Genomic DNA, 11,197 nt, shown 5'->3' with positions numbered 1-11,197 from the left:
CGACCCCCGGTGATCCGTCGGGGGACGGCCCTCGACGCCCGCCGGCCGCGCTCCTAGATTCGCGCGGTGGATCCCTACGGCCTCCGGCGCGTCGTCTCCCCGCCCGGCGCCCTCCCCCAGCGCGCCGAGGTGCTCGACCCCACCCTGCCCCTCGGCGAGGACGAGCTCGCCATCGCGGTGGAGGCGCTCCAGGTGGACGCCGCGAGCTTCCGCCAGCTCGAGGGCGCGGTCGGGGGGGATCCCGCGCGGCTCGCGGCCGAGGTGCTCCGGATCGTCCGCGCCCGCGGGAAGCTCCACAACCCGGTCACCGGCTCGGGTGGGATGCTGGTCGGGCGCGTGTCCGCGGTGGGCGCCGCCCACCCCGCCGCGGCGAACGTCCGGCCCGGCGACCGGATCGCGACGCTCGTCTCGCTCACGCTGACGCCGCTCCGGCTCGACCGGATCCGCGCCGTGCACCCCGAGCTCGACCGCGTCGAGTGCGACGGCGAGGCGATCCTCTTCGCGACGGGGCTGTGGTCCCTCCTCCCCGACGATCTCCCCGAGCCGGTCGCCCTCGCCGCCCTCGACGTGTGCGGCGCGCCGGCGCTCGTCGCCCGCCACCTGCGGCCGGGCCTGCGCGTGCTCGTGCTCGGCGCCGGGAAGTCCGGGGCGCTCGTCGCGGTCCAGGCGCGCGAGAGCGTGGGCGCGACCGGCGGAGTGGTGATCGCCGACCGCTCCGAGGAGGCCCTCGCCGCGGTGCACGCGCTCGGCGCCACGGACGCGGCGCTCCGCGTGGACGTCACCGATCCGCTCGCGGTGCTCGCCGCGGCGGAGGCGGCGGGCGGGCGGTTCGACCTCGTCGTGAGCTGCTCGACGGCGACCGGCGCCGAGCTCCCCGCGATCCTCGCGGTGAAGGACCGCGGCACGGTGATCTTCTTCTCGATGGCGACGAGCTTCACCGCCGCCGCGCTGGGGGCCGAGGGGGTCGGGAAGGACGCGACCCTCCTCGTCGGGAACGGCTACGTGCCCGGCCACGCCCGCCTCGCGCTCGATCTCCTCCGCCGGCACCCGCCGCTCCGGAGCCTCTTCGAGGCGCGAGCTGCGCGCTTCGCGGGCGTTCCCCATCCGTGAACGAGCCTGGAGGTCGTGCAGGCGGAGGTCGCGCGGCGGACCTTCCGGGCGGCGCCGGTCCGGCTCGCGGACGCCTCGCCGCGGCGACGCGCCGCCCCTGACGCGCGAAGCGCCGGCGTGACCGGGAGAGCGAATTACTCTCGGTCAGGAAAATCGCGTGACCGTTCGCCACGAACCCTGGGTCACCGTGCCGGGCCCGCAACCGTCCGAAGTTCGCGGCGGCAGCGCGGACCCGATCTTGCAGTGCCAGAGTCCGCACCCGCGCGTCGGCGCGGGGCGGAGCGGGCGCCGGGAGCGGCGCCCTACCGAGAGGGGCGCTGGCCGTGGCGTCCGATTCCACGTATGGCGATCCGGCGATCGGCTCGGACGAGCGGCCGATCCGGGTACTGCTGGTGGAGGACGACCGCGACCTCCGCGGCGCGCTCTCCGACCTGCTGCGGCTCGAGCACCTCGACGTCGTGGAGGCGAGGGACGGGCTCGAGGCGCTGCACCTCCTCCGCTCGGGCGAGCCCGCCCCCGACGTGATCCTCCTCGACCTCGTGCTGCCGATCCTGTCCGGCCGGGAGCTCCGCCAGGTGCAGCTCGAGGACCCAGCCCTCGCGGGGATCCCGGTCGTGCTCCTCTCGTCGTGGCCCCTCGACGTGCTCGCTGACGTGCCCGCGGCGGCGGCGCTCACCAAGCCGTGCCGACCGGCGCGGCTGCTCGAGACCCTCGCCCGGGTCGCGCGCCCTCGGCGGTGACGTCACCGCTCGAGCGCCGCCCGATCCCACTTCCCGAGCGTCGCCGCGCGGGCGTAGGTGCTCGCGAAGAACGCCAGGAGGTCGTCGTCCGGCTGCCCGCCGGTGCGCACGGCCTCGTAGTCGAGGAGGTACTCGTGGAACCGCGGGTCGTATCGCGCGGCGGCGGGGCTCACGGTCCCGTTCGCGAAGCCGGCCGGCTCGGGGGCCGCGTACGCGTAGAACGCCGCGTCCTGGTCCCCGGTGCCGGGCCACCACCCGAAGCTCGCCACCTCGTGCGAGTACGCCTCGCGCGTGATGGGGCCGGCGTTCGGCCGCGGCGGCGCGCGCCGGCCGGAGAAGAAGGTGAGCGCGAGGTCGAAGCTCCCCCAGTAGAACTGGATCGGGCTCGCCTTGCCGACGAAGCCGCCGCGGAACACCTGGAGGACGGCGCGCGTGGCGAGCAGGATGCGCCAGAAGCGGTGCACGGCGCCGGCGTCGTACGCCGCGTGAACCGTGTCCTGCTCGAAGCGGATCTTGTCGGCCTCCGGGATCTCGCACGGCTTGGAGTCGATCCGGACCGGGCAGCCGAGCTCGTCGAGGGCCGCCATCAGCTCGCGGTGGAACGCGGCGACCGTCATGGGGCGGAGCGGGACGCGCCGTTCGCGGCCGTCGCTCAGGTCGAGGCGCAGCGCGTGCTCCACGAAGTCGAAGGCGATCTCCAGCACGTCGTCGCCGACCGGCATGGGCGAGGTGGTGAGGCCGCGGGCGGTGAGGTAGAGCGGGACGTTCCACCAATGGTTCTCGAGCGGGGTGAGGGCGAGCCGGACCTTCCCCACCACCTGCGTCCAGAGGTGGAGCGTGTCGCAGGTGTCCCGCCAGCCCGCCAGCGGGAGAGGCGGCCAGCGCGCCTCCGCCCCCGCCGCCTGCACCTCGGTCCGCCTCGGCTCCGCCCCGGTCTCGCCGCTCGCCGTCGGGTCCATGCGCCCGACGATAAGCACCCGGCCCGCGAGGCGCCGGCCCGCGTTACACTGCGCGCCACGGGGCCGTGGCGAAACGGCAGACGCAGGGGACTTAAAATCCTCCGCCGGGCGACCGGCGTCTCGGTTCGAGTCCGAGCGGCCCTACTCTCCCGGGGAGCGTCGCGCCCAGGTGGGCGCGCCCCGGGCCGTCACGCGGTCGGCTGCTCGGGCCCGGCGACGTCCAGGATGCTCCAGTCCTGCTCGCGCGCCCAGTGCCGGAAGTCGTGCCAGCCGACCTCGGGGTACGTGCGGACGAGCCGCTCGACGTCCACGCCGTAGCCGACCTGGTCGAACCACTCCCACATGCGCGCGAGATCGGTGCTCCGCCGGCGCACGGGGTCGAGCGAGGCCTGGACGAAGTCGACGTCGCGCCCGCTGACCTCCGCGAGGATCCTCGCCATCTCGGGCCCGGTGAGGCTGTCCGAGGCGATGTCGACGCGCCGGTCGCGGAACTCGTCCGGACGCTCGAGGACGACGCCGACGAACCGCGCGATGTCCTCGACGGCGATCATCTGGAGCGGCCGGCTCGGAGGCAGCGGCAGGGCGAGCGTGCCGGCGCGCAGCTCCGCGACGAACCACGGGCCGATCAAGTTCTCCATGAAGAAGACGGGGCCGACGATGGTGTACGGGACGCCGAGCTCGCGGACGTGCGCCTCGATCTCGGCCTTGCTGTCGAAGTGCGGGATGCCGGTCTCCTGGTCCGCGCTCGCGACCGAGGAGTAGACGAGGTGCTTCACCCCCGCCTCCCGGGCGGCGTCCGCCGCGCGGCGGCCCTGGCGGATCTCGGCGTCCACCCCGGCCTCGTAGGGGGTCGCCATCGCGAAGAAGGCGTCGGCGCCCGCGAGGGCTCGCCGCACCGCCTCGACGTCGTCGAGGTCGGCCTGGCGCACGTCCGCGCCGAGCGCGCGGAGCTCCGCGGCGGCCGCCGAGCCCGGCCGCCGGGTGAGGGCGCGCACGGCGTGGCCTCGCTGGAGGAGCAGGCGTGCGACCGCGCCCCCCTGCGTCCCCGTGCCACCCGCGACCGCGACGGTGATGGGCTTCGGCATGGCGACCTCCTTCCCGGAGCCAACAGAGCCAATAGCCGTCGCCGGCGCGGCGCGCCGCGTGCCTCGAAGGTCGCGCGTTCGAGGGGGGCCGGCGGCGCCGCGCGTGGATCCGGGATCGCCGGCCTCCCGCGTCGCCTCGGGGACGAGCTGGTGGAAGAGGCTCGACTCGCGCTTGAAGAAGCCCTCGGTGTGGAAGGACGCCTCGAGCCCGAGCACCTCGAGGTCGAGGTGGTGGAGCACCTCGTGGAGCAGCGTGCGGAGGAACGTGCGGAACGCCACCACGCGCGCGTGCCGGGCGGTCCGCATCCAGACGCGGATCACGGGCGGCCCGTCCACCGCCGGCGCGTACAGCCCGTGGAGCTCGTGCGTCGCGCCGCGCGGGCGCACCGCGTGGATCTCGAGGCGCGGCGGCGCGGCGCCGAGCGCCCGGCACACGCCGGCGCAGATCGCGAACGACGCCCGGGCGATGGCCGCGCCGTCGCCGGCGTCGAGCGCGGCGCGGAGCGCGGCGACGTGGGGGTGGAGCGCCGCGACGCCCGGGACGGCGACCGAGGTGATGGCGTCGCTCCGGCGGTAGACGGCCTGCGCGCGGCGGGAGAGGCGCTGGTAGTAGGCGAACGGCACGCGCGACCCCGGGCGGCCCGCCCCCGTCAGCTCGGGAAGGGAGGCGGGCGCACGGCCACGCCCTCGATCGGCCGGCGCCCCGCGAACCCCTCCTCGACCCCGTGCCAGTGCGTCACCGCCGGCTCGCCGAACTGCCAGCACAGGAGCACCGTCTCCCCGTCCAGCGTCGCGTAGAAGTCCACCAGCCCCAGGTCCACGTCCTTCACCAGGCAGCCGAGGCCGTTCACGCGCTCGATGGCGCCGGTGATCTCGCCGGCGAGCTCCCGCAGCCGCGCCGTCTCGCGCGCCAGCCCCGGCGGCGGCGCGCGGTCCTCGGGCAGCAGCGCGACGGCCGCCTCGGCGCCGCCCACCGCCTCGACGAGCGGGCCGAGCGCCGCCCGGGCGCGCGCCACCCGGCCGAACTCGACCTCGAGGCTGGACACCAGCCCGTTCGCCTCCTCGACCGTGAAGAACCGGGGGCCCGTGTCCATGGGCGGAAACGACGTCATGGCCGTGTTATAAGCGCGGGTTCAGGCCCGCCGAGGGCGGAAAAGGATCCTTCCGACGTGCTCGAGACCGTATCCAAAGGGTTCAAGGCTGCCCGCAACAAGCTGAAGGGTCGCACCGAGATCACCCCGGAGGTGGTCGACGACGCCCTCCGCGACATCCGGGTCTCCCTCCTCGAGGCCGACGTCTCCTTCGACGTGGTGAAGCGCTTCGTCGCCCGCGTCCGTGAGAAGGCGATCGGCGAGGTGGTCGAGACGAAGGTGAAGACGGAGAAGGGCGTCCTGAAGGTCTCGCCCCAGGATCACTTCGTCAAGATCTGCCACGACGAGCTCGAGGGGCTCATGGGGCCGGTCGACACCTCGCTCCGCTTCGCGGAGAAGGGGCGCCCGAGCGGCATCATGATGGTCGGCCTCCAGGGCTCCGGCAAGACGACCACCGCCGGCAAGCTCGCCAGCCGGCTCCTCAAGGACGGCAAGAAGCCGCTCCTCGTCGCGGCCGACGTCTACCGCCCGGCCGCCGTCGATCAGCTCAAGGTGCTCGGCGAGAAGCTCGGCGTCCCGGTGTTCCACGAGCCGGGCGTCGCGCCGCCGGACATGTGCCGCCACGCGTTCGAGGCGGCCCAGCGCGACCACGCGAGCGTCGTCATCTACGACACCGCCGGCCGCCTCGCCATCGACGACGCCCTCATGGCGGAGCTCGAGCAGATCAAGGCGCAGGTCCTCCCGGAGAACATCCTGCTCGTGGCCGACGCGATGATCGGCCAGGACGCGGTGAAGACCGCGGCGGAGTTCGACCGCCGCCTCTCCATCGACGGCTTCATCCTCACGAAGCTCGACGGCGACGCCCGCGGCGGCGCGGCGCTCTCCATCAAGGAGGTCACCGGCAAGCCCATCAAGTTCCTCGGCATGGGCGAGTCGATGGACCGGCTCGAGGAGTTCCGTCCGGAGGGGCTCGCCTCCCGCATCCTCGGGTTCGGCGACATCGTCGGCCTGGTCCAGGACTTCCAGGAGCACGTCGACCAGGAGACCGCCGAGGCCGACGCGCAGAAGATCCTCTCGGGCGAGTTCACGCTCGAGGACTTCGTGAACCAGATCCGGCTCGTCCGGAAGATGGGGCCGCTCGGCGAGCTGATGGAGAAGTTCCCGCTGTTCGGGGATCTCCCGGAGAACTTCCAGTTCGACGACCAGGCGCTCACGAAGATCGTGGCGATGGTCGACTCGATGACGAAGGCGGAGCGGCTCCGCCCCGACTCGATCACCGACGCGCGCGTGAAGCGGGTGGCGAAGGGCTCCGGCCGCACCGAGAAGGAGGTCCGCGACCTCCTCAAGCAGTACAACGCCATGCGCGGGGTGATGAAGCAGATCGGCTCCGCCCCCGGCCTCCTCGCGCGCCTCCCCGGCGTGAAGCAGCTCATGCAGCTGCGCAAGCTGCAGGGCAAGGGGATGGAGGACGTCCTCGGCGAGGACGCCGGCGCGGTCGAGCGCGCGATGCAGGGCGGGCTCGATCCGCGGATGGCGGCGCAGATGGCCGGCCTGCCGAAGGGCTACACCCCGCCCATGCCCGCCGGCGCCATGGCCCGCGCGCGGCTCATGGGCTACGCGCCCGAGCCGATCACGGCCGAGAGCGCGAAGGAGCGCGAGACCCGCCGCAAGAAGCGGAAGGCGGAGCGGCAGGCGAAGAAGAAGGCGCGGAAGGGGAAGAAGCGGTAGCCGGCCGCTCCGCGCGCCGGAGGTAGGGCCCCGTCTTCCGTGACCGTGACCGTCCCCGTGACCGTGACCGTCCCCGGGCCCCGTGCCCGCGACCCGGTTCCCGGTTCCCGTGGCCCCTGAACCGTGCCCGTGACTCGCCGCGCTCTCCGCCCCTGCGGATACACGGGCCACGGGCCACAGGACTCGGCCCACGGTGACGGGCACGACCACAGGGTCTCGGTGGCTGCTGCACCGTCCCCCTCCCGCGCTTACCCTCCCTCCGTGCCCGGCAGCCTCACCCTTCCGCTCCTGATCCCGGTCGAGCCGCGCAGCGTCACGGTGGAGGACGGCTCCGAGGCCGTCGCGCTGCACGACCCGAGCGGCGTCGTCCCGGATGTGGATGCGGTCGCGCTCTCCCCGGCCGCCTGGTGGCTCGCGGCCCATTTCGACGGACGCCGCACCCCCGACGAGATCGCGGCGCGAGCGCGGGCCGAGGGGCTGGAGGTCACCGGGGCGGAGGTCGCCGAGCTCGCCGACGCCCTCGCGCGAGCAGGCTTCCTCGAGGGGCCGGTCCACGACGGGCTCCGCGCCCGCGCCCTGGCCAAGTACCGCAGGGCGGCGGCCCGGGCCCCCTCCTGCGCCGGGGGCGTCTACCCGAGCGACCCGGCCGCGCTCCGCGCCGCGCTCGACGGCTGGCTCGCGCACGCCGACGGCGTCCCGCGCGTGCGGGCCCCGACGCTCCTCGTCGCCCCCCACATCGACTACCGCCGGGGCGCCGTGGGCTACGCCCACGCCTACCGCGCCCTCGCCGAGGCCGACGCGGACCTCTTCGTCGTGTTCGGCACGGCGCACGCGTCCCCGGCGAGCCTGTTCACGCTGACGCGCCTCGACTACGGGACGCCGCTCGGCCCGGTCCGGACCGATCGCGCGGTGGTGGACGCGCTCGTCGCCGACCTCGGCGAGGACGCGCTCCTCGCGGACGAGCTGCACCACCGGGACGAGCACTCGGTGGAGCTGCAGCTCGTCGTGCTCGCGCACGTCCTCCGCCGGCCGTTCGCCGCGCTCCCGGTGCTCTGCTCGTCGATCTCGCACCTCTTGGATCCCGCCGCGGCGACCGCGCCCTTCCTCGCCGCGCTCGCCCGCGCCCTCGCGGGGCGCCGGGTCTGCTACGTCGCGGGCGCGGACCTCGCCCACGTCGGGCCGATGTACGGCGACGCCCGCGCGCCCACGCCGGCGGAGCTCGCCGCCCTCGCGGCGCAGGACCGGCGCACGCTCTCGTTCCTCGCGGCCGGCGATCCGGAGGGGTTCCACCGCGACGCCGTGCTCGACGACGACCGGCGACGCCTCTGCGGGATCGCCCCCATCTACGCGGCGATGAAGGCGAGCGGCGCCCGCGCGCGGGTCCTGCACTACGCGCAGTGGACCGACGGGACCGACAGCGTGAGCTACGCCGCCGCCGCCGGGTGACGCGGCACGGGGGATCCCGCTCGCCCCGAGCGTGGCGCGCTGGCGGGATCACCCTCTACGCCGGCGGAACACCACCCCCGCTCGCCCTGAGCGTAGCGCCGCGTTCTTCCGCGGCGCGGAGTCGAAGGGCGAACCCGGGCCCGAGGCCCGGCGCCCGTCCTCACTCCTCCCCCTCGTCCTCGACCGCGTTCTCGCCGTACTCGATGGCGCACGCCGGGCAGAACGCGTTCGGCGGCTCGGCGCCCGGGACCTCGATGGTCGGCCCCTCCGCCCCGCAGACCTGGCACACCCCCGGCACGAGGACCTCGCCGCGATCGATCGGGCTCTCCTTCGTCGGCTCCTTCACGATCCACCTCGCTTCCGTCGCTTCGGGACCACCAGCCCGCGCGAGAGCCGGCGCAGCACGCGCTTGAGCTGACGCCGCTTGTAGCGCTCGTGCGAGGAGTCGCCCGCCTCGTTGACGCGCGCGGTCGCGCGATCGACGACCTGGAACTCGACGAGGGAGAAGACCACGCGCCCGAGATCGTCCGCGGTCGAGCCGACGGGCCGCAGCAGGTCGTCGATCCGGACCGGCAGATCCACCACGAAGTTGAGGGTCCGGTACCCCTTGCCGCTGAACTCGTTCCGCGGCGCGGCCGGGTCCTTGCGCTCGAGGTCGGGCGGGAGCTGGAGCTGCGCGGCGAGGGCGGCGCCGTCCGGGTGACGGGCGAGGAGCTCCCCGAACGGCACCAGGTTGTTCTGCGTCTGGTTCGGGACCGCGTAGTTGAACGGGAACAGGTGGCGCGCGAGGTGGTGGACCACCGGGGCGATCTGGTCGGTCGTCTCGGTCACGATCCGGTACCGGACCCGGTCGAACACCTGCGCGGCGACGGATTCCTTCTTGGCGAGGAGCTTCGTCACCAGGGACGGGCGGCTCTTCACGCTCCCCGCGAACTCGACGACGGGCATCCCCTCCGCCCGGAGCCGGGCCGCCTCCGCCATGACCCGCCGGTTCACGCGATCGGCCAGGTCGGCCTCGCGGATGGGGGTCCGGAAGAGCAGCTCCCGCGCCTCGAGGTGGTGGATGACGTGCATCACCTTGAGGACCACGCACGCGATCCGGCGGTACTTCCGCGGCTCGACGGCGCCCGACGCCAGGAGGAACGGCGTGCGGAGGTCCTCCGGCTCCGCGACGGGCGCCGCGACGCGGTAGCCGAACGCCGTCCGGAGGTAGTCCACGGCCTGGCCGAGGATGGCGCGGAGCCGCCGCTCGTCGCGCGGGTCGTCCAGATCGAACAGGTTGAGGCGGAGGAACGCGTCCACCTCGGCGGGCTCCTTGAAGTCGAGCCGCTTCCAGTCCACGACCGAGCCGCCACGCAACAGGAGGCGCAGCTCCTCGAGCTCCGCGGTGCCCATCTGCTCCAGCGGGCGGTACGAGGAGGACGGACCAGGCGCGCGCTTGAGCTCGATCGTCAAACGAAGGGCCTCGGGCGGTGGAGGAGCGCCCGCCGGGAACCGGCGGCGCAAGGGGGAACATGGCAGCGGGCGCCGGCGCGGTCAAGCGAACCGCCGTGACGGCCCGGCGGAGCGGCCCCTCTCGACCCGGCCGCCCGGTCCCCTGTAACCTCGCCCCATGAGCCCCCTCGCCCCGCTCGCCGCGCTCCTCCTCGGCGCGCTGCCGTACCCCGCGCCCCGCCTCGCCACGCCGACCGAGGCCACGAAGTGCGACACCGGCACCGTCCTCTCGGTGGAACCGCAGCGGTCCGAGCTGCGCATGACCACGCCCGCCGGGACGGTGCTCTACCGGGCCGGGGTGGACGTGCAGGTGTTCGGGGCGGACGGCAAGCCGCTCGGCCCGGTCGCGAAGGTCGCCGCCGGGCAGCGCGCCCGCGTCTACTACGTCATCGACGGCGGCGCGCGGGTGGTCGAGATCGATTTATTGTAACGAGGGCTGCGCCCTCGCCCCGCCGAGCACAGCTCGTCGGGGCCCCACTCCTGCTGCGCGGGGCCCGTGACCGCTCGCGCCCCCGCTTCGCGGGGGTTCCGCTCGCGGTCCCCGCGCGGAGGGGCTGCGCCCCTCCCCCCGCCTGCGGCGGGGTCCCTCCACCCTGCGTGACGGCTTGAACTGCGGTCCACTCCGCACGACGCGGCGCGCGATTCCCCCGTGATCCGTGCGCGTCACCGTCACCGGCCTCTACCGTGACCCGTGAACCGGATCCCGTGGCCCGTGGCCCGCTCCCGTGATCCGACGCCATCGGGTCATGGGCAACGGGCCACGGGAGGCGGACACGGGGAACGGTGACGGTCACGGTCACGGGCACGGTGACGGTGACGGTGACGGTGACGGTGACGGGATGGACGGAGGGCGCCACCCCGGGCTACGCGGGACGGCGCGGGCTTCGCCGCGCCGTCCCTGATCGACACCGCCCGTTCAGAACTTGATCGGGAACGTCACGTCGGGACGGCCGCTCACCGAGCGCGGGAACCGCATCCCGCGCAGCACCCCGGTGAGGCACTGCGCGACTGGGCTCGACGCGTACTGGGGCGTCGCGCACGAGACCCCCTGCACGCCTCCGTCCGGCGCGATCGACCAGCGCATCTTCACGACCCCGGTGGCCGCGGGATCGCGCTTCTTCTGCTCCTGCACGCAGCGCTGGAGCGCGGACACCCGGCCGAGGATCGTCTCGTTCACCTGCGCGTCGGTGAGCCGCTGCGGGACACCGCCGCCGCCGGGCGCGGGCGGCACGTAGACCTTCCGGCCGCTGCCGCCGAGCGCCTCGTCCAGCGCGGCGTCCCCACCGCCGTCGAAGTCGAGGAGCGAGTCCTTCTTCGACGCGGGGCGCGCGGCCGGCTGCGGCGCGGGGGCAGGCGCCTGCGCGGCACGGGCGGGCTCCTTCTCCTTGCGCGAGGCGGGCGGCTCCTTCTCCTTCTTGCCCTTGGTCGCCTCGTGACGCGCGGTGGCGGGCGGCGGCTCGGCCTTCGCGGGCGCCGGCGCGGGCGGCGGCTTCGGTGCCTCGGCGACGGGGGCCGGGGCCGGCGCGGGCGCCGGGGCCGGGGCT

The 11,197-nt window shown here is 74.6% G+C and carries 11 protein-coding genes and 1 tRNA gene; 6 read left to right on the top strand and 6 right to left on the bottom strand.

Translation table 11 applies throughout. The features are described 5' to 3' along the window. The first annotated feature begins 66 nt into the window (after nucleotides 1-66). Both kdd and MNZ27_RS00770 read left to right on the top strand, forming a co-directional pair. Complete coding sequence (kdd, locus tag MNZ27_RS00775) at nucleotides 67-1,110, top strand: L-erythro-3,5-diaminohexanoate dehydrogenase (protein ID WP_242392111.1); 1,044 nt, start codon at nucleotides 67-69, stop codon at nucleotides 1,108-1,110. A gap of 323 nt (nucleotides 1,111-1,433) precedes the next feature. Then, nucleotides 1,434-1,850 carry a response regulator gene (locus tag MNZ27_RS00770; protein WP_242392110.1) on the top strand — a complete coding sequence of 139 codons (417 nt, stop codon included), beginning with the start codon at nucleotides 1,434-1,436 and terminating at the stop codon, nucleotides 1,848-1,850. Nucleotides 1,851-1,852: 2 nt separating this feature from the next. Here MNZ27_RS00770 and MNZ27_RS00765 read toward each other — a convergent pair whose 3' ends face one another. Beyond that, nucleotides 1,853-2,809, bottom strand: coding sequence for a DUF5996 family protein (locus tag MNZ27_RS00765; RefSeq protein WP_242392109.1), 957 nt, complete (start codon nucleotides 2,807-2,809; stop codon nucleotides 1,853-1,855). Between the two features lie 59 nt (nucleotides 2,810-2,868). Here MNZ27_RS00765 and MNZ27_RS00760 point away from each other — a divergent pair. Beyond that, nucleotides 2,869-2,953: transfer RNA gene (locus tag MNZ27_RS00760), tRNA-Leu, on the top strand. A 44-nt stretch (nucleotides 2,954-2,997) separates the two neighbouring features. Here MNZ27_RS00760 and MNZ27_RS23835 read toward each other — a convergent pair. Both MNZ27_RS23835 and MNZ27_RS00750 read right to left on the bottom strand, forming a co-directional pair. Further along, complete coding sequence (locus MNZ27_RS23835; RefSeq protein ID WP_242392108.1) at nucleotides 2,998-4,518, bottom strand: NmrA/HSCARG family protein; 1,521 nt, start codon at nucleotides 4,516-4,518, stop codon at nucleotides 2,998-3,000. A gap of 26 nt (nucleotides 4,519-4,544) precedes the next feature. Continuing rightward, a complete protein-coding gene (locus MNZ27_RS00750) occupies nucleotides 4,545-5,006 on the bottom strand; it encodes a DUF2203 domain-containing protein (RefSeq protein WP_242392107.1) in 462 nt (153 codons plus the stop codon). Nucleotides 5,007-5,063: 57 nt separating this feature from the next. Here MNZ27_RS00750 and ffh point away from each other — a divergent pair, with 57 nt between their 5' ends. Beyond that, a complete protein-coding gene (gene ffh / locus MNZ27_RS00745; RefSeq protein ID WP_242392106.1) occupies nucleotides 5,064-6,713 on the top strand; it encodes a signal recognition particle protein in 1,650 nt (549 codons plus the stop codon). 261 nt (nucleotides 6,714-6,974) lie between these two features. Further along, on the top strand, nucleotides 6,975-8,159 hold the full coding sequence (gene amrB / locus MNZ27_RS00740) for an AmmeMemoRadiSam system protein B (RefSeq protein WP_242392105.1): 1,185 nt from the start codon (nucleotides 6,975-6,977) through the stop codon (nucleotides 8,157-8,159). A gap of 160 nt (nucleotides 8,160-8,319) precedes the next feature. On the opposite strand, the gene MNZ27_RS00735 is transcribed toward amrB, so the two are convergent. Together MNZ27_RS00735 and MNZ27_RS00730 are read right to left on the bottom strand one after the other, a co-directional pair. Next, entirely contained in the window at nucleotides 8,320-8,505 is a 186-nt protein-coding gene (locus MNZ27_RS00735) for a hypothetical protein (RefSeq protein WP_242392104.1), read from the bottom strand. Then, the gene (locus MNZ27_RS00730; RefSeq protein ID WP_242392103.1) at nucleotides 8,502-9,614 is read right to left on the bottom strand and encodes a TIGR04552 family protein; all 1,113 of its coding nucleotides are present in this window, start codon (nucleotides 9,612-9,614) and stop codon (nucleotides 8,502-8,504) included. Before MNZ27_RS00730 ends, MNZ27_RS00735 begins: the two co-directional genes overlap by 4 nt. Before the next feature lie 157 nt (nucleotides 9,615-9,771). On the opposite strand from MNZ27_RS00730, the gene MNZ27_RS00725 reads away from it, so the two are divergent. Continuing rightward, nucleotides 9,772-10,083, top strand: coding sequence for a hypothetical protein (locus tag MNZ27_RS00725; RefSeq protein ID WP_242392102.1), 312 nt, complete (start codon nucleotides 9,772-9,774; stop codon nucleotides 10,081-10,083). 486 nt (nucleotides 10,084-10,569) lie between these two features. On the opposite strand, the gene MNZ27_RS00720 is transcribed toward MNZ27_RS00725, so the two are convergent. Further along, nucleotides 10,570-11,197: AgmX/PglI C-terminal domain-containing protein (locus MNZ27_RS00720; protein ID WP_242392101.1), on the bottom strand; the 628-nt coding region annotated here is incomplete at its 5' end.

Origin of the sequence: Anaeromyxobacter oryzisoli (genome assembly GCF_022690765.1) — a bacterium.
GTDB lineage: Bacteria > Myxococcota > Myxococcia > Myxococcales > Anaeromyxobacteraceae > Anaeromyxobacter > Anaeromyxobacter oryzisoli.
Note: the sequence above shows the minus strand (reverse complement) of the source record. Positions and strands in the feature narration are given on the sequence as shown.